Origin of the sequence: Dactylosporangium sp. CA-152071, from assembly GCF_050936335.1 — a bacterium.
GTDB lineage: Bacteria > Actinomycetota > Actinomycetes > Mycobacteriales > Micromonosporaceae > Dactylosporangium > Dactylosporangium maewongense.
Genome location: NZ_JBNJMZ010000001.1, coordinates 8,703,920 through 8,724,775, shown reverse-complemented (window position 1 = coordinate 8,724,775; position 20,856 = coordinate 8,703,920). Strand labels below are relative to the sequence as shown.

Genomic DNA, 20,856 nt, shown 5'->3' with positions numbered 1-20,856 from the left:
CACCCACGCGTTATGCGCAGCGCTCGACCCCCAGCTCCGCCCTGACCAGGACCGACAGGCCGACGCTGCGCATAACCCAGCACTGTTCATAAGGGTCATTATGTTCAGCTGAACATAACGACCCCTGAGGTGTCCCGGTGTGACTGTCCTGGAGCTCGCCGAGCTCAGTGAGGACACCGGCCCTCAGAAACGCCTTCACCAGCGCCAGAACCCGTTTGTCCTTGATCCGCTCCCGGACGCGGTCCATCAACGCGGCGTGCTCGATCTCGTCGAAGCACGCTTGGATGTCCGCGTCCAGGACCCAGCGGTAACCGCGGGTCCCGAAGAAATGGATCTCAGCAACGGCATCCTGAGCCCGCCGGTTGGGCCGGAACCCGTAGGAGACCGGCTTGAAGTCGGCCTCGAACAACGGCTCCAGCACCAGCTTCAACGCGGCCTGGACAACCCGATCGGCGACGACGGGAATACCCAGCCGCCGAACCTTCCCGGATCCGCCCGGCTTGGGAATCCTCTTCTCCCGCACCGGCAGTGGCCGGAACGTGCCCGCTTTGAGCTGGCCACGCAGGTCGTCCAGGAACCCAGGAACACCGATCCGCTCCTCGATGTCGGCGACCGAAAGGCCGTCCACGCCGGCAGTTCGTGCCCCCTGATTGCCGGCGACCCGGTCGAACGCCACGATCAGCGTCGCCGGGTCGTGCACGAGGTTGAACAAGTCGCCGAACCGGCGGCCCGGATCGGCCACCGCCCAACGGTGAAGCTTGGCCTGCATCTCCGATACCCGCCGACGCGGCCCCATCGAGGCCGGTTCCGGCGCGGCCCCGGTATTCACCGGTGCATCTTTCGGCATTACAGCCTCCGCCCCTCGCAAAACCGCTGCCGTCCTTCCCCATGCACCGGGCTCTCCCCGGCTCGGAGTACTACGACGGCTCCGCCCCACCCGTCCCGTTCGGCAGTCGGTGTGCCTATCCCGGTGTGCGAGCTGGTCGCTCGCCCACCGGGAACCGAAGACAGGCGGTTCCCGTGTTCACTGTGATTCGCTCGACGGAGTAGGAGCCCGACTGTGTCCCAGCGGCATCGCCATGAGTACGCCGCAGACCTTCCTCATGGCCTCCAGGACGAGCGCAATAACACGCCCCAGGAGTTCCCGCCGCCAACAGACGACGGTGCGCACCGCACCCGACCCATATCCACCAGATTTGAGTCGGTGACCGAGTTAGGACGTAACAACGCCGGTTCCTCTCGTACTCCTCTCCGCCACGCTTGCCGAACCCGCACCATCTGGCAGTACTGGCACGTCCCGACGTTGTCAGGGCCGCTCCCACCCTTTCCCGGCACCACCCGGACCAGGCTGCCCCCAGCTCCACCGCCCCGCTGCGACAGGGTCAGCGACGAAGGTCTTCCACCTCCGCTCGAATCAACAGCGCCTCACGGCGCAAACTGCGCGTCGGTCAGGTCGTGCCGCCTCGTCACCGATAAGGTGGCCACGAGGTCTCCGGTATGCAGTTCTGCTTGGTCGCTGAACCATCTACCGGAGACCTCTTCAATTATCGATCACCGCCACGCCGTGACTTCACCCCGCGCAGGCACCCACTTATGAAACGCGCCCTAGGCGGGACCAGCCAGCACAGCCAGACGCGCCACCACGCGCGCCAGCGGCTCCACCGCTGCCGACCACGGTCCTGACGGTGCTGGCCACTGTGCTGACCATGGCGTAGCCCGCTCCCGCCCGTCGCACCCGTCTGCGACGGTTGCGACGACGGCGTCGCAGCACTGTGATCGGCGCTGTCCTTGAATCCCCGTGTCGGTCGAGTACCGGCACACCACGAGGACCCCACCGCACCTGCAGCGCATTTATCACCGTGATGAGCACGAATCTGACCCTGCCGGAACACACCTGAACCCGGAACGTGTCGGCACGTGTGGAGGTGTGCGCGGGCGTGTGGGAATCGCCCCGGCGCTGCAACGTCCGTCGTAACTTCTGCCGACCGGTTCCTGGACCTTCCAGGTCTGCCAAACGTTGCCTTTTTGGCATGGCATGGTGGGGAGTTACCCCCTGATCTTGGACACTTGAACCACGGGCCTTGAGGTCCGGGGAGATCAGGAGTCCTGGAACACCATGGTGAACAAGCACTATCCGGTCGAGTTCAAGGCTGACGCGGTGGCGTTGTACCGATCCCGGCCGGGCGCGACGATCGCGCAGATCGCCGATGACCTGGGCGTCAACCGCGAGACGCTGCGTAGCTGGGTTCGGCTCGATGACCAGCGGCGCGGCGGCGCTGACCGTCCGGCGGCGTCGGCGAGGCCGCAGAGCGCCGGCACAGTCGAGCAGGAGAACGCCGCGTTGCGGCGGCGGGTCCGTGAGCTGGAGGAAGAGCGCGACATCCTGCGGAAGGCGGCCCGGTATTTCGCCGGGGAGACGCGCTGGTGAACCGCTTCCAGTTCGTCGCCGACCACCAGCAGCGCTACGGCGTGAAGCGGTTGTGCCGGCTCGTCGGGGTTGCCCGCTCGAGCTTCTACTACTGGAAGGCCACGGCTGCGGATCGGGCCGCTCGTGACGCCGCGGACGCGGCCCTGGCGGTGCGGATCCGGGCGGTGCGGGCCGCGCACGACGGCACCTACGGCGCGCCAAGGGTCACCGCCGAGCTGCACGATGCCGGCGTGCTGGTCAACCACAAGAAGGTCGCCCGGGTCATGCGCCGCTACCGCATCCGGGGCCTGCGGCTGCGCCGGCGGGTGCAGACCACCATCGCGGACCCGGCCGCGGTGAAGGCCCCAGATCTGATCCGGCGCGACTTCACCGCTGCGGCGGTCAACCAGCGCTACGTCGGTGACATCACGTATCTGCCCGTCGGCGAGCGTGGCTTCCTCTACCTGGCCACCGTGATCGACCTGCACTCCCGCCGGCTGACCGGCTGGGCGATCGCCGACCACATGCGCACCGACCTGGTCATCGACGCCCTCGCAGCGGCGCAGCGCACCCGCGGAGACCTCGACGGGGCGATCTTCCACTCCGATCACGGCGCCCAAGGCGGTTTCAACCGGTCGTCGCAACACCTTTGATCACGGAGGTGTGCATGGGCCGGAACATGAAGTTGGAGCAGGTGCCGGAGGGGGCGCGGAGGCAGTGGGCGGCGGACCGGGCGCTGCGGGCGCCGATGCGGTCGCCGGGTCGGCCTGAGCCTTCGCGCGCGGTGCAGCGGCAGTTCTGGCGGCTGATCGCGACGGGGGTTACGACGGTCGAGGCGGCGCTTGCCGTTGGCGTGTCGTGGCCGGTTGGGGCGCGGTGGTTTCGTCACGCTGGCGGTATGCCGCCGATCAGCCTGGACGAGCCTTCGGGCCGCTATCTGTCCTTCGCCGAGCGCGAGGAGATCGCGCTGCTGCGGGCGCAGGGCACGGGTGTGCGGGAGATCGGCCGCAGGATCGGGCGCGATGCGGGGACGATCTCGCGTGAGTTGCGGCGCAACGCGGCGACCCGGGCCGGCAGGCAGGAGTATCGGGCCGTGGTGGCGCAGTGGAAGGCGCAGCAGGCGGCCAAGCGCCCGAAGACCGCCAAGCTGGTGTCCAATCCGCGGCTGCGCGAGTACGTGCAGGACCGACTGTCCGGGGCGGTGCGCCGGGCCGGTGGCGAGCTCGTGGCCGGGCCGACGGCTCGGGCCTGGAAGGGACGTAACAAGCCCCGCCGGGAAGACCGTCGTTGGGCCACAGCCTGGAGCCCGGAACAGATCAGCAACCGGTTGAAGCTGGACTTCCCGGATGATGAGTCCATGCGCATCTCGCATGAGGCGATCTACCAATCGCTGTTCATCCAGGGCCGGGGCGCGCTGAAGCGTGAACTGGTCGCGTGTCTGCGCACCGGCCGCGCGTTGCGGGTGCCGCGCGCCCGGGCCCGGCTACGCCGCGACGGTATGGTCACCCCTGAAGCGATGATCAGTCAGCGTCCGGCCGAGGTCGAGGACCGGGCCGTGCCGGGGCACTGGGAAGGTGACCTGATCATCGGGCTGGACAGGTCCGCGATCGGCACCCTCGTGGAACGGACCACCCGCTTCACCATGCTGCTGCACCTGCCCCGCATGGACGGTTGGGGCGTCGAAGCGCGGTCGAAGAACGGCCCGGCCCTGGCCGGGCACGGCGCTGAAGCCGTCCGGGAAGCGATCGCCGCGACGATCACCGCCCTGCCCGAGCAGTTGCGTCGCACGCTCACTTGGGATCGCGGCAAGGAACTCGCCCAGCACGCGAAGCTGACGATCGACACCGGCGTGCAGGTCTACTTCGCCGACCCGCACAGTCCGTGGCAGCGCGGCACGAACGAGAACACCAACGGGCTGCTGCGGCAGTACTTTCCCAAAGGTATGGACCTGGCCCGCTGGAACACCGGCGAACTCGAGGCGGTGGCGGCAACATTGAACAGCCGGCCACGCAAGGCACTCGGGTGGAGGACTCCCGGCGAAGCCCTCAACGACCTGTTATCGTCCACTCAGGACAGTGGTGTTGCAACGACTGGTTGAAACCGGTCAATACACATCGAAAGGCTTCGCTGCTGCCTGCGCTGCTGCCGGAGTCCGCCAATCTATGAGCAAGGTCGGCAGCAGCGCCGACAACGCCCTCGCCGAGTCGTTCAACGCGACCTTCAAACGCGAAACCCTGCAAGGCCGCCGCGCCTTCACCGACGAGCGCGAGGCCCGGCTCACCGCGTTCCGCTGGCTGCACCGCTACAACACCGTCCGCCGCCACTCCCGGCTCGGACAACAATCCCCGATCAAGTACGAGAACAGCACCCAACCGGCACCGGCTACGCTGACCCAAGCCGCATAAACCCCGTGTCCAAGATCAGGGGTCAAGGCCCGTGTACACGCTGCCGGCCTTGTTGCTGTGCAAGCAGACATCGCTGTGCCAGTTTGTGGAAGTACCCGCGTACGCGTATGCGGCAGTGGCGCCGACAAGTGAGGTCGCTGCGACGATCATGAGCGCGACGACGGCACCACCGCCGAGGCGCCAGAGTTTGCCCATGATGGACTCCTCCGTTGAGATGTACCGTAGTAAACATTCCCGGGATGTGTTCGGCCCACCGGTGGTCGGCCGGTGACTGCCCAGATGTCGCCCACATCGATGCATGACCTTCCGCCGTAGCAACGGACGGGATGCCGGGCAGGTTCACTGGCGGTGTTTGAAGCACGGACGGTGTCCCTGTACGGGGACACCACGTTGCTCCCGGTTCGGTCGGCCAGCTGCGCTGTTGTGGAGGATCGAATCACCGATCACGTCGGCTACGGCAAGCACGACCCGCAGGGGCGCGGCAACTTGCGCAACGGTCACCTCGCCAAAACCGTGCTGACCGTGCAGACGGGGTGGTCGATCTGCTGCGCAACTCGTTCCGCTACATGGGCCGGCAGGGCTGGAACACGATCGCGCGAGCGCTCGAACCGGTCTACATCGCGCCATGGAGGACGCCGCGACCGAACCGTTCATGGAGCACGAAACCGTGCCACGAACGACAGGTGGCGGCGGCCTCAGACTAGACCGAACGGGCAGTCGCGTGGGTGCAGGCCGGTGCTGAGCACCCGCCCCCTCAATTAGCCACCCACCCGCGGGACCTTGCGCTGCCGGCTGCGGGCCAGACGGCGTGGCCGCCCAGTTCACGGGCCGGACACCGGTCGTTGCGTGTGCCACGCCGATGCCGTCTGGATCGCCTCGCCAATGGCCAGCAGCCGCCAGTCCGAACCGCCCGGCCCAATGAACTGTCCGCCGACCGGGAGCCCGTCGCCCGAAGGCGGCAAGGGCAGCCCGAGAGCCGGCGTGCCGAGCAGGGACCAGCAGCCGGTGAAGCGGTTGATGCGGCGGCTCAACGTGATCAGGTCGTCCGGGGCGATCGGTGGGGCGACGAACGGCGTGGCCGGCGTGACAATGACGCTCACCTCGGCGAATGTGTCGGCAACCGTGCGACGCCATCGCCTCGCGGTGCGGAGCGCGGCGGCGAGCTGGGCATTGGTGGTGGCCCGCCCGACGTTCATGCGCTCGCGCACGCCATCGCCGAGGCGGGGGTCGTCCCAGTACGCCCGCAGGGTACTGGCGGCCTCGGCGTTCTGCAGCACTGCCATGGCGTCCGCGGCGCCGGCGACGCCGGCCAGCGTGACCGGTGCCAGCCGGGCACCGCCGGCCCGCAACACGCCGACCAGGGCGTCGAATCCTTGCGCCACCGCACCATCCAGCTCGTCGAAGAAGTACCCGCGAGGCACCCCGACGGCCAGGCCCCGCAGCGGGACCGCCTCCCGCGGCCCGGCTTCACCGGTCAGCGCGACCATCAACCGGCGCAGGTCGGCAACCCGCTGCGCGATCGGACCGACGACGTCCATGCTGGGGCTCATCGGTGTCACCCCGGCGGTGGGCACCAAGCCGTGCGTCGGACGCAGGGTGCTGACGCCGCAGAACGACGCGGGGTTGCGCAGGGAGCCGCCGGTGTCCGTGCCGAGCGCCGCGTGCACCATGCCGGCGGCCACCGCCACCGCGGAGCCACCGCTCGACCCACCCGGAATCCGGTCGCGGTCCCACGGGTTACGGCATGCCCCCCAGGCAGGATTCTGGGTGGTGGCGCCGAAGCCCAGCTGCTCCAGGTTGGTCTTCGCCACGACCACGGCACCGGCGCGGCGCAGGCGACGCACCGCCTCACTGTCGGTCGCCGAGGGCGGCCGGTGCGGGGGGCCGAGTCCGTCGGTGCGAACCGTGCCGGCGACGTCCATGTTGTCCTTGACCGCGACCGTCCAGCCCGCCAGCGGCAGGTGACGGCTGGACGCGTCGACGGAGTTGGCCTCGTCGACCGCTTCCGGCCGCAGCAGGATGCACGAGCGCAGGTCGCCGTCGAGGTCGGCGATCCGTACCAGGCTGCGCCGAACGTGATCGACGGCCGTACGTGGGCCGGTCACGACCCAGCCTCCGCTGCGCCGGCCCGCAGCGCCGCGCGCCAGCCCGCCTCCGACAGCAGGCGAGCGTGCCGCGCCTGCCGCGGCGGGTACAGGTGGTGCGGGCTTCCGCAGCTCTCGACGTACCCCTGCTGCCAGGTACGCTCGAGCAGGCCGAGGGTGCCGAGTTCGGTGAACACCTGCGGAATCTCGTAGCGGTGCCGGTTGCCGGCCGTGTAGCGGTACACGCTCGCCAACCGACCGATCGCCTGCAACAGCCCAGTCAGCCGATCCGCCCCACTGGACCGGCTGAACTCGGCGAGCAGAACCGACGCGATGCGCGCGAACTTTCTCCGCGAGCCGCTCCCAGCCCCGCCGTGAGTGCCCCGGCCCAATGAACCGGCACACCGCACCAGCATGCACGCCTTGAACGCGGCGACCACCAAAGCCTGGCGGTCCGGATCTGACGCCGAGCCAACGCTCATCACCGCTGTCGAGTCCGCCGTGGACATGCGCAAAGTCTCCCTGAGGGTTCGGATGACAGTGGAGCACCGTCACGGACGGCGCGGACCGGCGGGTCGACACGACCGGCGCCCGAATGTCGACTATGGACACTCCGTAGGCCAGGCGAGGCCGGGCGGACAAGGAACCGGCATCGGATGACGCAGCCGCCGCGATCCGCGGATCGCGGCGGTGCGCCACCCGGGAGCGATTCCACCGCATCGGCCCCGGGCCCAGGTAAGACGACCGGCCCGCAGGTTCGGTTCAATGTCGCCCGAGAGTTACCTGAAGTGGTCCGGACGGTCTCCAGCGCGGGCTATTCGCAGATCAGGGTGAGCAGGATGAGCGATCTTCACCTACATCGGCACCTGGTACAACACCCGCCGCATCCAACGCGACCTCGGCTACCGCAGCCCAGTCGAATATGAGGCCGCCTGGCACACCCACGCCGAGCCAGACAACCTCACCCCTGCTCCAACCGGAGGCAGGTAACACCACGGCGTCAGACGCGGACGGAGCTCCAGTGGTGGTACGCGCTGCCGGTGTTGCAGTCGGCGAGCTCCACCCGATTCTTGCCGCTCACGCAGCTGGGCACCTGGCTGTGGCCGGGCACCTCGGTCAGCAGCAGGCTCCGGTACGACACGAGGATCACGTCACTCCAGTTGGTGCCCTGGGCCTTCCACTCCTGGTCCGGCGACCGCCAGCCCTGCCCGGTCGGGCGGCAGCCGGTCACCGCGAAGCCCGCAGCACTCGATGCGGTGTTGGACAGGCACAACCCCGTCTCCTGGTTCACCAGCAGCACGATGTCGTTGCCGTCCTTCGCGACGTAGACGGGCCCCCACAGCTGGTCGCGCTTGCCGGCCTCGCAGACGCCGTCGAAGACCGCGACCTTGCCCGCCTGCAGGCACCGGCCCGTGGCCTTGTTCTTGAAGTGCCTGATCCCCTGGTAGTAGCTGTTGTTCGAGGTGTTGCTGTCGTTGTCGCCGGTGGCCGCGGCGGCGGGTACCGCCTGTGCTGCGACCGCGGTCGCGGTGAACGCCAGCGTGGCCATTGTCTGCTTCAGCCAGCTCCGCATGTGGCTCAACTCCCTGTCTGGAGGCCGCGCGGCCGCCGCGCGGGGCGCCCGTAGAACGAGCGCCGCGCCCCGCTGGTTCACTCGCCGCCTGCCTGCCCCGGCCCCGTCTCCGATTGGGGATCTACCGGCATCCAAGCCGCGGGCGGTCTACTCCTCGGCGGAGTAAGGCCATCCCAGACAGAGGAGAGCTATGAGAATCGGCGCAGTCGTTGTCCGGCTGACGGCACTGCTGGCCGTCGCCGCGGGGGTGTCCGTCGTCGCCGCAGCCCCCGCCGAGGCAGCCCCGCCCATCGGGAAGCTGTACAACAGCGCAACCGACACGTGCCTCGTGGTGTCGGGTGTGCCTCCGTACAAGTTGCGACTCGCCGAGGGCTGCTCGTCGGACCTCAACTTCCAGATGTGGTACTTCGTCTGGCGTCCTTCGTTCGGCACGACCAGCGACGGCTACAAACGGTGGGCGCTCAGGCATCAGCGGACCGGTCTGTGCCTGGCGGTCTGGTCGGGGTTCGACCCCGAGGTCCCGGTGGTCAGCCTGAAGTCCGACTGCAACGCCGCTGAGGTCCGCCTCGACGGCGTCGGCAACAGCCTGTACAACGTCACCCTCCGCAACACGCAGCCCGGCGCGACCGGGGGCTCGCACGTCTGCCTCGACGCCGGAGTGCGCGCCATGGCCCTGCGCTGCAACTACGGCGACAACCAGCGGTGGCGCAAGATCTGACGCGGCTGGACGGGGTCCGAAGGCGGGGCGGGCCGGTAACGGCGCGCCCCGCACACCACCCCTTGCGCGTAGGTCACGGATTGGCAACATCAGGTTGGGGGTGCGTCACCGAGATGGACGCCTGGGCAGGTGGGCGTGGCCCGACGGTCGCCGGGCCGGGTCGAGAGTGATCTTGTGAGGCGCTTTGCAGATCGGTCACACGCTGCCGCCGGCCCTGGTGCGGGCTGCCGCCGAAGCCAAACACTCCAAGACCACGACGGGCACGTGACCGAGGAGGTACGGATGGGTGCCAACACGCTGCTGGTCCCGGACGCCGGTGCAGGCACCGCCGGCCGGCGGCCGGTGAACCTGCTCGCCGCCGTGCTCATCGACCGCGGCGACCGCCTCATCCTCGACGTGCACGGCCAGCAGATGCCCGTGCCGGGGCTGCGGCGTCGGGTCGAGCGGCAGCCGGGGAGCCGGCATGTGTTCGTCGAGATCGGCCCGGAGCACCTGCACGACGCGTCGGTCGGGGTACCACCGGGCGTGCGGGCGTCGGTGCTGCACGGCATCGTCCGGGCCGTCCGGGTGGAAGGTGCGCAGCGGTTCCTGGACGTCGAGGTGGCGGACTCGACCAGATGGCAGCCGGCACCGGAGCTGACGGTGCGGGCGGACCGGCGCTGTACCGCGAAGGCCGGCGACCCAGTCATGCTCGCCGTTGACCTGCGCCACCTGCAGGTCTACCCGGGCGCCGGCGATCCGCTGTGACGAGGCCGCGATGCTGAGATCGTGGCGCCGCGCCGCCGCCGGGCTGTGCTGCGCGCTGTTGCCGGCGGCTGGCTGCACGCCCGGCGTGGCCACCCATCAGGGCCCCTACAGCGGGCAGTCGGTCGAGGTCGCGGGCAGCTGGACCGGCGACGAGCAGGCGCACTTCGAACGGCTCCTGCAGAAGTTTCGCGACCGGACCGGCGCGCGAGTGCGGTACACCTCCGGCGGCAGCGACCTCGGTGTGCTGGTGTCGTCCCGGCTCGACAGCGGCAGCCCACCGGACATCGCGATGATCCCGCAGCCCGGAGTGCTCGCACAGTACGCCGCGACGGGCGCGGCGAAGCCTGTCACGGGCGCGGCTGCCGCCGCGGTCCGGGCCGACTTCTCCCCGCAGTGGCAGCAGCTCGGCTCGGTCGACGGGCAGCTCTATGGCATCTACTTCAAGGCCGCGCACAAGTCCGTCATCTGGTACCGCGCCGACGCGTTCGCCGCCGCGGGGGTCGGCCCACCGTCGACGATCGAGGAGCTGACCGAGGTCTCGCAGACGCTCGTGGACTCCGGCACCGCGGCGATGACGGTCCCCGGCGCCGACGGCTGGCCGCTGACCGACTGGTTCGAGAACGTGTACCTGCAGCTCGCCGGTCCACAGCGGTACGACCAGCTGGCCGCGCACGAACTGCCGTGGACGGACCCGACCGTGGTCGACGCGCTGCGGACGATGGGCCGCTACTGGGCGGCGCCGCAGTTCCTCCGGGGCGGCTCCAAGGGTGCGCTGCAGACGACGTTCACCCGGTCGGTGGCGGACGTCTTCGGTCCGAAGCCGACCTCGGCGATGCTCTACGGCGCGGACTTCGTCACCACCGAGATCGCCAAGCTCGGCGTCTACCGGGTCGGCAGCGACGCCCGGCAGGACGCCCGGCAGTTCGCCTGGCCGTCGCTCGCCGGGACCGGCCGCGCGGTCGTCGCCGGCGGAGACGCGGCCGTCGCGTTCACGAACCGGGCCGTGACCATGGAGCTCATGGCATACCTGGCGTCACCGGAGGCGGCCGCGATCATGGCAGCATCCGGCGGATTCCTGTCGGTGAACCAGAACCTGGACCCCGCCGTGTACCCGGACGCGACCACCCGGGCGCTCGCCGAGACCCTGCTGCATGCGCAGACGCTGCGCTTCGACCTGTCCGACATGAACCCCCCGCAGCTTCGGCGGCGGCAACGGCGCGTCCATGTGGCGGCTGCTCCAGGAGTACCTCGCCGCACCGGGCACCGACCCGGCCGTGGTCGCGGCCAGGCTCGAGCAGGCCGCGGTCAAGGCATACGGGGCGGCGTGATGGGGCACACCGCCAAGTTCTCGACCGCGGCCTGGTTCCTGGCACCCGCCGCCGTCATCGTCGGCGTCCTGCTGGTCTACCCGATCGGCCAGACGCTGTGGCTCAGCCTCCACGACGCAGACGGCCGCACCGGCGTCGGCGCGGGCAACTACACCGACATCCTCGCCACCCCGCAGCTCCGTCAGGCGCTGCTCAACAACGCCATCTGGATCGTCGTGGCGCCGAACCTGGTCCTGGCCGTCGACCTGCTGGTCGCGTTCCTCGCCCAGCGGGTCCGGCGCAGCAGCATGGTCCGCGTCGTGCTGTTCATGCCGATGGCGATCTCGCTGGTCTCCGCCGGCATCGCGTTCCGCCTCGTGTACGACGAGAGCCCGGACCGCGGCGCCCTCAACGCCGCGGTCGTCACCGCCCGCGACGCCGTCCGGCCACCGTCGCCGTACCACGGCGCACGGCCTCGCGACGAGCGCGCGCTGGTGCCGACCGGCGGTGCCCTGCAGACCAGTGGCACCGTCACCGCGGGCGAGACCGTCCTGCTGCCGCTCGTCGGGCTGGCGCCGCAGCGGGTGCCCCCGCAAGCGAGGCAGGCCGGCGCCGGCGCGGACGGCGACGCCGGCGAACGCGGCCTGCCGGACGTGACGGTCGACGTCGTTCGCGACGGCATCGTCGTCGCCCGTACCCGCACTGCCGCCGACGGCAGCTTCAGCGTGCCGCAGCTGCGCGGGGACGGATACGTCGTGCGGTTGGCCGCGGACAACTTCACCGCCCCGTTCGCAGGCCTGACCTGGCTGGGTCCGGCGTTGATCACGCCGGCGTTAATCGGCGCCTACATCTGGATCTGGGCCGGATTCGCGCTGGTCCTGCTCACCGCGGGCTTCGCAGGTATCCCGAAGGAAACCTTGGAGGCTGCCCGGACCGACGGCGCGGGGGAGTGGCAGGTCCTGTGCCGCGTCACGGTCCCGATGATGCGGCCCGTCGTCGTGGTCATCCTCGTCACCCTGACCAACAACGTCCTCAAGGTCTTCGACCTGGTGCTGGTGCTCGCACCCGAGTCCACACAGGGATCGGCGTCGGTCGTGGCGCTGGAGATGTGGCGCTCCTCCTTCGACCACGTCGGCCGCGGCAGCGCCCTCGGCGTGCTGCTGTTGGTCCTGGTGCTGCCCGGGGTGCTGTACAACGTCCACCGGTTGCGCAGGAGCGAGCCATGAGCCTGTTCGCCGCCGTCGAGGTCCCCGTGCTGCCGGCCGGGACCGAACCGCCGCCGCCAACGCCGAGCCGCGCCACCTGGGCCGCGCGTCGGATCGCTGTGACCGCCGCGCAGGTCGCGCTGTTCACCGTTGGGCTGTGGTGGCTGGTCCCTACCGTCGGCCTTGCCGTGGTCAGCCTGCGTGGTCCCGCCGACAACAGCGGCACTGGCTGGTGGGCGGTCCTGACCGAACCGGCCCAGCTCACCCTGCGCAACTACCGCGGCCTCGTGGCCGACGGCCGGCTGACCCACGCGCTGTGGAACACCGTGCTGATCTCGGTCTCGTCGACGCTGCTCGTGGTGGCGATCGGCGCCATCGCCGCATTTCCGCTGGCGTGGCTGGTCTTCCGGGGGCGGCACGCCGTCGTGCTGGTCGTGGCCGGGCTCGTCGCCGTGCCGGTTCAGACGGCGCTCATACCCGACGCGCGGCTGTTCGCGGCGGCCGGCGTCGCCGGCACCGTCCCGGCGGTGGTGGCGTTCCACGTCGCGTTCGGGCTGCCGTTCGCCGTGCTGCTGCTGCGCAACTTCTACCTGGCCATCCCATCGGATCTCATCGAGGCCGCCCGCATCGACGGCGGCAGCGAGCTCACGGTGCTGCGCCGGGTCGTACTGCCGTTGGCGAAGCCTGCGCTGGCGTCGCTGGCGGTGTTCGAGTTCGTATGGGTGTGGAACGACCTCATCGCGGCGCTCGTCTTCGCCCGGCCCAGCAGCGCGCCGCTCACCCTTGCGCTGCAGGAACAGATGCGCTCCTTTCCGTCCAATGTGGACGTCGTCGCGGCGGGCGCGATCATCTCGATGCTCGTACCGCTGCTGGTCTTCCTGGTGTTCCAACGGTCCTTCACCCAAAGCGCTCTTCCCGGTTCACCCCGGTAGAGACACCCCCTGTTCCCCGCTCGCGATGGCCAGTCGACGACGACCGGCCAGCCGTGCGGCGTCCTCACCCCACCGATCGACGGGAACGACGATGCACCAACCCACCCACATTGCCCGGCGGCTGCCGGTCCAACCCGACTGGTTCCGGCGGGCCGTGTTCTACGAGGTCCTCACCCAGGCGTGCTTCGACTCCAACGACGACGGCTGCGGCGACCTGCTCGGCCTGGTGTCCAAACTGGACTACCTGCAGTGGCTCGGCGTCGACTGCATCTGGCTGCCACCGTTCTACGACTCGCCGCGCCGCGACGGCGGGTACGACATCAGCGACTACACCGCGATCAGCCCCGAGTACGGCACCGTCGCGGACTTCGTGACCCTGCTCGACGAGGCGCACGCCCGCGGCATCCGGGTCATCACCGACCTCGTCCTCAACCACACCTCCGACGCCCACCAGTGGTTCCAGGAGTCCCGCACCGACCCGTCCGGCCCCTACGGCGACTTCTACATGTGGCGGGACGACGACACCGGCTACCCCGACGCCCGGATCATCTTCGCCGACACCGAGACGTCGAACTGGACGTTCGACCCGGTCCGGCAGCAGTTCTACTTCCACCGCTTCTTCCACCACCAGCCGGACCTCAACTACGACAACCCCGCCGTCGCCGACACCATGCTCGACGTCGTGCGCTTCTGGCTCGACCTCGGCATCGACGGGTTCCGGCTCGACGCGGCGCCCTACCTGTTCGCCCGTGAGGGCACCGAGTGCGCAGGCCTGCCGGAGACGCACGAGTACCTCAAACGCATCCGGAAGATCGTCGACGACGAGTACCCGGGCACGGTCCTGCTCGCCGAGGCGAACCTGTGGCCGACGGACCTCGTGGAGTACTTCGGCGACGCCACCGTCGGCGACGAGTGCCACATGGCGTTCCACTTCCCGCTGATGCCCCGCATCTTCATGGCGGTCCGCCGCGAGTCCCGGGTGCCGATCTCGGAGATCCTCGCGCAGACCCCGGCGATCCCCGACAACTGCCAGTGGGGCACGTTCCTGCGCAACCACGACGAGCTGACCCTGGAGATGGTCACCGACGAAGAGCGCGACTACCTGTACAGCGAGTACGCCCAGGACCCCAGGATGCGGCTCAACGTCGGCATCCGGCGGCGGCTCGCGCCGATGCTCGGCAACGACCGGAACCAGATCGAGCTGTTCACGTCGCTGCTGCTGTCGTTACCGGGGTCGCCGGTCATCTACTACGGCGACGAGATCGGGATGGGCGACAACGTCTACCTCGGCGACCGCGACGGGGTGCGGACCCCGATGCAGTGGAACGTCGACCGCAACGGCGGGTTCTCCCGCAGCGACCCGAGCCGGCTGTACCTGCCGATGAACAACGGCTGGGTGTACGGCTACCAGTCGGTCAACGTCGAGCGGCAGATGGAGGAACCGGCGTCGCTGCTGCACTGGACCCGCAAGATGCTCGCGATCCGCAAGCGGCACACCGCGTTCGCCCTCGGCGACTTCACCGAACTGACCGGCACCAACGGCGCCGTGCTCGCGTTCCTGCGCCGGTACCGCGACGCCGATGCCGCCGACGCCGCCGAGGAGGTGCTGTTGTGCGTGCACAACCTGTCCCGGCACCCGCAGCCGGTGCAGCTGCCGCTCGGCGAGCAGTTCCACGGCCACGTACCGGTGGAGCTGACCGGCGACACGAGGTTCCCGAGCATCGGCCGGCGGCCGTACCTGCTGACCCTGCCGGGCTACGGCTCGTACTGGTTCCGCATCGTCCCGCCCACCCGCACCGGAGGTGGCCGTGTCCGATGAGGACGGTGCCGACCTCTTCGAGGCGAGCCTCCTGCTGGTCGCCGGAACGGCCCCGCCGGGCCACGCGACGGCCGCGCGGCGGCGCACCGACTGGCAGCTGGTGGCCGCCGCGTGGGAGGAGGCACCGCTGCGGGCGGAGTTCGAGGCGGCGTACGCGGCCGCCAGGTTCGCCGAGGTGATGCGGGCCGTGCCCGCGGTCGACTGCTGGACGGGGCGCCGCGAGGCGGGCATCCGCCGCCGCTATGAGACGTTCGTCGTCGACGTCGCAGCGGCGGACCCCGGCGACGTCCTGGGCCGCCTGGAGGACGAATGGACCCGGGGCGCCGACCTGCTGCTCGGCGACGGTGCCGCGGACGAGACACGGCTGCGGACCCGGGCGGTGGCGGTCTGGCGGTGCGCGCTGCTGACCGCGGCGCCGCGGCACTCGACGTCGGGTATGCGGCTGCGGGCCCGGGACGGCCGGTCGCTGCGGCTGCTGGCGCGCTCCGCTCAGGTCCTCGGTGTGCCCAGCGAGGCGCACACCGGCCGGGGCCGGCAGATCCTGTCCGTCGGCGGGCGCGGTGCCGTGAAACTGCGCTTGGCGACGCACGTGACACCGACGACGGAGCGGTCGGCGGACGGAGAGGCGCCGGTCGCGCGCTGCGGCAACTGACCCCGCAGGCCGTCGGCGGCACCGCCCCGCTCGCCGTGAACCTGGCCGCCGGCCGGACCGTTCTCCCGGCGAACGCCGCTTGTCGGTTCCCGGGCGCGAAGGAGATCTTGTGAACCATCCAGCGGAGCGGGCGCCCCGGCGACGCCGGCCTGCGCTCGTCACACTCGCAGTGCTGATCGCCTCAACGCTGGCTGTACCGGCAGCGGCCCACGCGGGGTCGGCACGCTCCGACTCCCGTCCGCTCGCGAGGGCGCGGGCGGCGTCGTGGGCGGCGGCGGGCGCGCTTGCTCTCTACGTGCACAGCTGGGACAGGCGCTGCGTTCTAGCGGACAACCGTAGTGCAGGCGTGTCGACGCAGCCGTGCGAATTCAGCAGCGACCGTTGAACGCGGCTGACGAGAAGCGAGGTCTTCACGTGACGGATCAGGGCTCGCAGCGCCGGCCGATGTCCCGGGCCGAGGTGACCAGGCGGGCACTGCTCGGCCTGGGATCCGTCACCGCGGGCAGTGTGCTGCTGCCGCCGGCGACGACCTTGGCGTCGCCCGGCACGGACCCGTACACGAGATTGCGGGCGAACTGGTTCGCGCAGTTGACCGGGATCCCGTTCAACCAGTCCATTCCGTCCGTCCGGGCGGCCGTCCATGGGCTCGGCGCGGCCGCGCGAGGCGTCTCCGACACGATGGAGACGTCCCGCGGCCGCGGTCGGCTCTGGTCCGACCTGCCGCTCGGTACGTCGTCGGCAAATGCCCGGGCCAGCTTCAACCGACTGAAGGGCATGGCCCTCGCGTACGTGGCCCGGCGTCGGTCATCGCCAGGCGCCGCACTGGAGGCGTCGCGGTGTCGGTGGCCGACCCCACCCGCAGCCGGGCGACGGTGACGGTGACGCTGCAGAAGTCCGCGTTTGGCCTGCTCAGCGCAGAGCAGGCGGACGGCATCCACGTGCTGTCCAGCGACCATAGGGGCACGGTGCTGCTCGTCGAAGTCGGGGGCGCGCACGGCGCGACCCGCACCGTCGACCTTGCCCAGCGGGCCGACCCCCCAACACCGAGAACCAGCCGTCTGCTGATGCCGAGCGCGGACACCTACGTGCAGGACGGCAAGCAGGCCGGCACCACCTTCGGCACCAGCGCGTATCTCGCGGTCAAGAAGTCGGGCGACGGCCGGGGAGACACCGGCTACAGCCGGCGGGCGTTGCTGACGTTCGACGCGCGGCAGGTCACCGGCAGGGTCCGCCGCGCCGTGCTCTGGCTCAACGGTCGAACCGCCGACAGCGGAGGCAGGCAGACCCAGGTGCAGGCGTTCAGCATCGGCAGCACCTGGACCGACCGCACCGTCACCTGGCGCAGCGCCCCGCCGATGTCCACCCCACTCGGCACCGGCTGGGTCACCGACCGCACCGACTGGGTCGGACTTGACGTGACCGGCGCGTTCGCCACCGCTACGGCACGGTCTCGTTCGCGATCTGGCAGCCGGCGGACATCCCCGGGATCCTGGCCCGCTTCAACAGCACAGACGCAGGGGACGCCGTACCGACATTGGAGATTGTCAGCGAACCACCGGCGTGAGGACAGGGCCGGCTCCTCGTGGTCGAGGGGCCGGCCGGGATCGGCAGAGCCGCCTGCTGGCTGAGGCCCGCCGCCAGGCCGAGTCGGCGGCCGATCGGCGGCCACCCCTCCTGCTCACCGCACGCGACAGCGAGCTGGAGCAGAAATTCGCCTTCGGCGTGGTGCGGCAGCTCTTCGAGACCGAGCTGGCCTGGCACGGGGAGGCCCGGCCCGGCGGCCTCCGCCGCAGCGGTCTCCGGCCGGGTCATCTGTCCGTTGCGTGTCCGGTCAAGGGGTCGTGGGTTCGAATCCCGCCGTCCCGACAGCGCAAGGGTTTTCGCAGGTCACAAGCCTGCGGGAGCCCCATTTTTCGGCTCTCCTGACGCTTCCGTGGGTGGTGCGGCGCGTCGTGAATAGCGCACGCCGTTGTCCTGCCTAGGTTCTGGCTTGTCGAAGGTCAGAATCATGGTGGCGGGAGAACGGCGTGCGTCAGGCAAGGTTATGGGCCCGGCTGGTGGGAGTCGAGAACGCGGTGGTTGAGCGTGTCGTCTTCGGTGAGGACGATGGTGTTCTGGTGGTGTCGGTGCGGCCGGCGCGGCAGCGGCGTCGCCGGTGCGGGATCTGCCGGCGGCGGGCTCCCGGATACGACCAGGGGCATGGGCGCCGTCGTTGGCGGGCGCTGGATCTGGGCCGGGTACGGGTGTTCGTGGAGGCCGACGCGCCGCGGGTGTGCTGCCCGCGGCATGGCATCGTGGTGGCGGCGGTGCCGTGGGCGCGGCACGGCGCCGGGCACACGTATGCGTTCGACGAGCAGGTGGCGTGGCTGGCCACCCAGTGCTCCAAGACCGCGGTGACGCAGTTGATGCGGGTCAGCTGGCGCACGGTCGGCGCGATCGTGGCCAGGGTGTGGGCCGATGTTGACGGCCTGGTCGACCGGCTCGCCGGGCTGCGCCGCATCGGCATCGACGAGATCTCCTGGAAGAAGGGGCACAAGTATCTGACCGTGGTGGTCTGCCACGACTCCGGCCGGTTGGTATGGGCCGGCTCGGGCCGTGACCGCGCCACCCTGAGGGCGTTCTTCGCCGCTCTGGGCCCGGGGCGCAGCGCTCAGATCACGCACATCTCTGCCGACGGGGCGGACTGGATCGCTGATGTGGTCGCCCGGCACTGCCCGGCCGCAGTCGTGTGCGCGGACGCGTTCCACGTCGTGTCCTGGGCTACCGACGCTCTCGATCAGGTACGCCGGCAGGTATGGAACCTCGCCCGTCACGAAGCGGGCGGTAGTAAACGACACGTGCAGGGACCGGGCCGGGCCACCCAGCGAGCCGTCGGTGCGGCACGCACGCTGAAGCGATGCCGGTGGGCGCTGTGGAAGAACCCCGACACCCTCACCGAACAGCAGACCGCAAAACTGGCCTGGATCGCCAAGACCGGCCCGATCCCCTACCGCGCCTACCTGCTCAAGGAAGGCCTACGAGCGGTGTTCCAAATCGCCAAGACCAACGCAGACGACGCTGTGGTGGCACTGGACAGATGGGCCAGCTGGGCCCGCCGCAGTCGAATCCCCGCGTTCGTGGCCCTACAACGCCGCATCGCCGCGCACCGCACCGCAATCCTCGCCACCATCAACCACCGCCTGTCCAACGGCCGCATCGAGTCGATGAACACCAAGATTCGGCTGATCACCCGGATGGCATTCGGGTTCCACTCTGCCGACGCACTCATCGCCCTCGCCATGCTGTCACTGGGTGGCCACCGACCCACTCTTCACAGCAAGTAGCACCCCAACCAACCCACGGATTGGTCAGGAGAGCCCATTTTTCGTGTGTGAGCAGTTCGTCGAGGTCGAGCACGCCGTTGTTGGACCCCTTGACTCGACGGGTGACGAGATGCCCCTGCTCAAGATCGAAAAGCTGTCCGAAGGCCTCGCCGGTGACTGGCCCGGACACCTCCGCGACTGGGACCGGACCCTGCGCGCCGCCAACCATCCGGAGACCACCCGCTACAACTACCTGCTCGCCGCGGCACAACTCAGCCGGTACCTCGGCGAACATTCCCCGGACCCCGACGCGGAGGACGCGGCCGAGGACCCGACCGACGTGACGAAGGCGCACGTCGAGTACTTCCAAGCCTGGGTGATCGAGACCCGCTCCGCCGCGACGGCCTTGAACAAGCACAAGGGTCTGCAGCAGTTCTTCAGGTACCTCGTCGATGAGGACGAGATGGACCGGTTGTCCCGTCCATTTGCACTTGGTTCGGGGCCGGGGGCTGTGAGCTGCGAAGAGAGCAGCTTGACCAAGACTGCCGTGGCGATCGTGTCTTGGTGAAGGTGGTTCGTCGGTCATGATCTGTTGCTGCGTCTTGCTGAAGATGCTTCGTTTAGGACGTTTGCGGCTGTCCGTTTCGTGGGTGCCTTCGGGGCATCAGGTCAGTTCGGTTTCCCAGGCTTGCAGTGGCGGATCGATGCGGTAGCTGGGGTCGTGGCGGGCGCGGATCCATTGGGCTGCGCGGTGGTGGGCTGCGTCGGTGTTGGTGACGAGGCCGTTCGCGTCGATGTCGAGGACGTTGGTGAAGATCGCGAACGTCATCTCGAGTTCGGAGCCTGGGTCGGTCAGGTATGGCCGGTAGTCGATTCCGTTGAGGAGTCTGGGGCTGAGGGTTCCGTTGGTCAGGCGCATGGCGAAGTAGTGGATGGCTGAGCGGACGTTGTCGGGGAGCCGGCGAGCTGGGTCGGCACTGGGCAGGTCGCGGTGTGGTTGCGACGGTGCGGTGTCAGCGAGTTCGGCCCGGCGGCGCACGACGTAGTCGCGGACCGTGGAGTAGGACACGGTGATGTCGTGGTCGTCCAGCAGCCGTTCCCAGATCTGTCGGACGCTGTGGCGTCGCCGGGACGGCACTTGCAGGTCCTGGCGGATGATCCCGTCGATGAATTCTTGGGTGTCGTTGCGGAGCGTCCGTGCCCGCGGTGCTTGTCGTTTGCGGGGTGGTGGAACGGCAGAGGCCAGGGCTTGGCGGACGGTTCGTCGGTGGACCTGGTAGCGGGCGGACAAGGCCCGCACCGAGATGTCTTCGCGCCGGTGATCGGCCCGGATCGCGGCGAACAGTTCCGCTCTGGCCTCCGCCCTCTGCTTGGCCCGTTCCGCCGGCGAAGGTTGGCCTGAGAGGACGGCCCGCGGACGTGGGATGGGCGTGGTGATCAGCGCCCGCTGCAGGTTGGCGAGGTGTCTGCCGGACAACTGGGCCAGGCGTTCGATATGGATCCGGCCGAGTTGAGAACCGCTGAGGTAGGCGCGAAGGTAGCTGGGGCGCAGGTGCCCGCGTTCCGCAGTCCGTGGGCATGTGAAGTCGCCTGACGGGGTGTAGGTGCTGGTCAGCGGGTTGATGCCGTGTGCGCGGCACGGAAAGGCGTGGGCACACGAGATCAACAACTGTTCCCTTGTTGTGCCTTGTGAATGAACGGGTTC

Annotated in this window: 19 protein-coding genes and 2 pseudogenes; 14 read left to right on the top strand and 7 right to left on the bottom strand. The window is 69.6% G+C overall.

From position 1 onward, the window contains the following. Positions 1 to 10: 10 nt before the first annotated feature. Positions 11 to 847, bottom strand: a complete 837-nt coding sequence (locus tag ACQEVZ_RS39450) for a reverse transcriptase domain-containing protein (RefSeq protein WP_433376172.1) — start codon at positions 845 to 847, stop codon at positions 11 to 13. Positions 848 to 2,116: 1,269 nt separating this feature from the next. Between ACQEVZ_RS39450 and ACQEVZ_RS39445 the strand changes: the two are divergent. The 3 genes and pseudogenes from ACQEVZ_RS39445 to ACQEVZ_RS39435 all read left to right on the top strand — a co-directional run. Beyond that, positions 2,117 to 3,027 (top strand): annotated as a pseudogene (locus ACQEVZ_RS39445) (IS3 family transposase); the annotation flags it as partial. A 59-nt stretch (positions 3,028 to 3,086) separates the two neighbouring features. Continuing rightward, positions 3,087 to 4,505: an IS30 family transposase gene (locus tag ACQEVZ_RS39440; protein ID WP_433377241.1), complete on the top strand. Its 1,419-nt coding sequence runs from the start codon at positions 3,087 to 3,089 to the stop codon at positions 4,503 to 4,505. 10 nt (positions 4,506 to 4,515) lie between these two features. Then, a pseudogene (locus ACQEVZ_RS39435) lies at positions 4,516 to 4,812 on the top strand (integrase core domain-containing protein); the annotation flags it as partial. A 15-nt stretch (positions 4,813 to 4,827) separates the two neighbouring features. Here the strand turns inward: ACQEVZ_RS39435 and ACQEVZ_RS39430 are convergent. The 3 genes from ACQEVZ_RS39430 to ACQEVZ_RS39420 form a co-directional block, all read right to left on the bottom strand. Next, a complete protein-coding gene (locus tag ACQEVZ_RS39430; RefSeq protein ID WP_433376169.1) occupies positions 4,828 to 5,007 on the bottom strand; it encodes a hypothetical protein in 180 nt (59 codons plus the stop codon). A 626-nt stretch (positions 5,008 to 5,633) separates the two neighbouring features. Continuing rightward, complete coding sequence (locus ACQEVZ_RS39425) at positions 5,634 to 6,917, bottom strand: amidase (RefSeq protein ID WP_433376166.1); 1,284 nt, start codon at positions 6,915 to 6,917, stop codon at positions 5,634 to 5,636. After that, positions 6,914 to 7,405, bottom strand: coding sequence for a hypothetical protein (locus ACQEVZ_RS39420; RefSeq protein WP_433376163.1), 492 nt, complete (start codon positions 7,403 to 7,405; stop codon positions 6,914 to 6,916). Before ACQEVZ_RS39420 ends, ACQEVZ_RS39425 begins: the two co-directional genes overlap by 4 nt. 337 nt (positions 7,406 to 7,742) lie before the next feature. Between ACQEVZ_RS39420 and ACQEVZ_RS39415 the strand changes: the two genes are divergently transcribed. Further along, a complete protein-coding gene (locus tag ACQEVZ_RS39415; protein ID WP_433377247.1) occupies positions 7,743 to 7,886 on the top strand; it encodes an IS3 family transposase in 144 nt (47 codons plus the stop codon). Between the two features lie 10 nt (positions 7,887 to 7,896). Here the strand turns inward: ACQEVZ_RS39415 and ACQEVZ_RS39410 are convergent, their stop codons facing one another. Continuing rightward, a complete protein-coding gene (locus tag ACQEVZ_RS39410; protein WP_433376160.1) occupies positions 7,897 to 8,469 on the bottom strand; it encodes a hypothetical protein in 573 nt (190 codons plus the stop codon). A gap of 190 nt (positions 8,470 to 8,659) precedes the next feature. On the opposite strand from ACQEVZ_RS39410, the gene ACQEVZ_RS39405 reads away from it, so the two are divergent. From ACQEVZ_RS39405 to ACQEVZ_RS39380, 6 genes are all read left to right on the top strand, one after another. Further along, positions 8,660 to 9,187: a hypothetical protein gene (locus ACQEVZ_RS39405; protein WP_433376157.1), complete on the top strand. Its 528-nt coding sequence runs from the start codon at positions 8,660 to 8,662 to the stop codon at positions 9,185 to 9,187. Positions 9,188 to 9,451: 264 nt separating this feature from the next. Further along, positions 9,452 to 9,934, top strand: coding sequence for a hypothetical protein (locus ACQEVZ_RS39400; protein ID WP_433376154.1), 483 nt, complete (start codon positions 9,452 to 9,454; stop codon positions 9,932 to 9,934). A 10-nt stretch (positions 9,935 to 9,944) separates the two neighbouring features. Next, the gene (locus ACQEVZ_RS39395; protein ID WP_433376151.1) at positions 9,945 to 12,467 is read left to right on the top strand and encodes an extracellular solute-binding protein; all 2,523 of its coding nucleotides are present in this window, start codon (positions 9,945 to 9,947) and stop codon (positions 12,465 to 12,467) included. Next, the gene (locus tag ACQEVZ_RS39390) at positions 12,464 to 13,378 is read left to right on the top strand and encodes a carbohydrate ABC transporter permease (protein ID WP_433376148.1); all 915 of its coding nucleotides are present in this window, start codon (positions 12,464 to 12,466) and stop codon (positions 13,376 to 13,378) included. Before ACQEVZ_RS39395 ends, ACQEVZ_RS39390 begins: the two co-directional genes overlap by 4 nt. Before the next feature lie 91 nt (positions 13,379 to 13,469). After that, positions 13,470 to 15,197: a maltose alpha-D-glucosyltransferase gene (treS, locus tag ACQEVZ_RS39385; protein ID WP_433376145.1), complete on the top strand. Its 1,728-nt coding sequence runs from the start codon at positions 13,470 to 13,472 to the stop codon at positions 15,195 to 15,197. Beyond that, a complete protein-coding gene (locus ACQEVZ_RS39380) occupies positions 15,187 to 15,849 on the top strand; it encodes a hypothetical protein (RefSeq protein WP_433376142.1) in 663 nt (220 codons plus the stop codon). The genes treS and ACQEVZ_RS39380 overlap by 11 nt, the downstream gene beginning before the upstream one ends. 422 nt (positions 15,850 to 16,271) lie before the next feature. Here the strand turns inward: ACQEVZ_RS39380 and ACQEVZ_RS39375 are convergent, their stop codons facing one another. Next, positions 16,272 to 16,466 (bottom strand): hypothetical protein, encoded by a 195-nt coding sequence (locus ACQEVZ_RS39375; protein WP_433377310.1) that lies wholly within the window; start codon positions 16,464 to 16,466, stop codon positions 16,272 to 16,274. Between ACQEVZ_RS39375 and ACQEVZ_RS39370 the strand changes: the two genes are divergently transcribed. The 4 genes from ACQEVZ_RS39370 (at position 16,381) to ACQEVZ_RS39355 (ending at position 19,719) form a co-directional block, all read left to right on the top strand. Then, entirely contained in the window at positions 16,381 to 16,725 is a 345-nt protein-coding gene (locus ACQEVZ_RS39370) for a hypothetical protein (protein WP_433377244.1), read from the top strand. The two genes, ACQEVZ_RS39375 and ACQEVZ_RS39370, sit on opposite strands and share 86 nt — an antisense overlap. Then, a complete protein-coding gene (locus tag ACQEVZ_RS39365) occupies positions 16,686 to 17,477 on the top strand; it encodes a CBM96 family carbohydrate-binding protein (protein WP_433376139.1) in 792 nt (263 codons plus the stop codon). The genes ACQEVZ_RS39370 and ACQEVZ_RS39365 overlap by 40 nt, the downstream gene beginning before the upstream one ends. Before the next feature lie 399 nt (positions 17,478 to 17,876). Next, positions 17,877 to 19,172: an ISL3 family transposase gene (locus tag ACQEVZ_RS39360; RefSeq protein ID WP_433376136.1), complete on the top strand. Its 1,296-nt coding sequence runs from the start codon at positions 17,877 to 17,879 to the stop codon at positions 19,170 to 19,172. Positions 19,173 to 19,281: 109 nt separating this feature from the next. Continuing rightward, positions 19,282 to 19,719 carry a phage integrase N-terminal SAM-like domain-containing protein gene (locus ACQEVZ_RS39355; protein WP_433376133.1) on the top strand — a complete coding sequence of 146 codons (438 nt, stop codon included), beginning with the start codon at positions 19,282 to 19,284 and terminating at the stop codon, positions 19,717 to 19,719. Between the two features lie 96 nt (positions 19,720 to 19,815). On the opposite strand, the gene ACQEVZ_RS39350 is transcribed toward ACQEVZ_RS39355, so the two are convergent. Continuing rightward, positions 19,816 to 20,817: a DUF7677 family protein gene (locus tag ACQEVZ_RS39350; RefSeq protein ID WP_433376130.1), complete on the bottom strand. Its 1,002-nt coding sequence runs from the start codon at positions 20,815 to 20,817 to the stop codon at positions 19,816 to 19,818. Between the last annotated feature and the right edge of the window lie 39 nt (positions 20,818 to 20,856).

Bases quoted from the DNA above. Each gene is read 5' to 3' on its own strand.
- ACQEVZ_RS39375 (WP_433377310.1), bottom strand. From the start codon at position 16,466: ATGGACTGGTTGAACGGGATCCCGGTCAACTGCGCGAACCAGTTCGCC.
- ACQEVZ_RS39355 (WP_433376133.1), top strand. From the start codon at position 19,282: ATGCCCCTGCTCAAGATCGAAAAGCTGTCCGAAGGCCTCGCCGGTGAC.
- ACQEVZ_RS39450 (WP_433376172.1), bottom strand. From the start codon at position 847: ATGCCGAAAGATGCACCGGTGAATACCGGGGCCGCGCCGGAACCGGCC.
- ACQEVZ_RS39430 (WP_433376169.1), bottom strand. From the start codon at position 5,007: ATGGGCAAACTCTGGCGCCTCGGCGGTGGTGCCGTCGTCGCGCTCATG.
- ACQEVZ_RS39390 (WP_433376148.1), top strand. From the start codon at position 12,464: ATGAGCCTGTTCGCCGCCGTCGAGGTCCCCGTGCTGCCGGCCGGGACC.
- ACQEVZ_RS39405 (WP_433376157.1), top strand. From the start codon at position 8,660: ATGAGAATCGGCGCAGTCGTTGTCCGGCTGACGGCACTGCTGGCCGTC.
- ACQEVZ_RS39420 (WP_433376163.1), bottom strand. From the start codon at position 7,405: ATGTCCACGGCGGACTCGACAGCGGTGATGAGCGTTGGCTCGGCGTCA.
- treS (WP_433376145.1), top strand. From the start codon at position 13,470: ATGCACCAACCCACCCACATTGCCCGGCGGCTGCCGGTCCAACCCGAC.
- ACQEVZ_RS39395 (WP_433376151.1), top strand. From the start codon at position 9,945: ATGCTGAGATCGTGGCGCCGCGCCGCCGCCGGGCTGTGCTGCGCGCTG.
- ACQEVZ_RS39410 (WP_433376160.1), bottom strand. From the start codon at position 8,469: ATGCGGAGCTGGCTGAAGCAGACAATGGCCACGCTGGCGTTCACCGCG.
- ACQEVZ_RS39440 (WP_433377241.1), top strand. From the start codon at position 3,087: ATGAAGTTGGAGCAGGTGCCGGAGGGGGCGCGGAGGCAGTGGGCGGCG.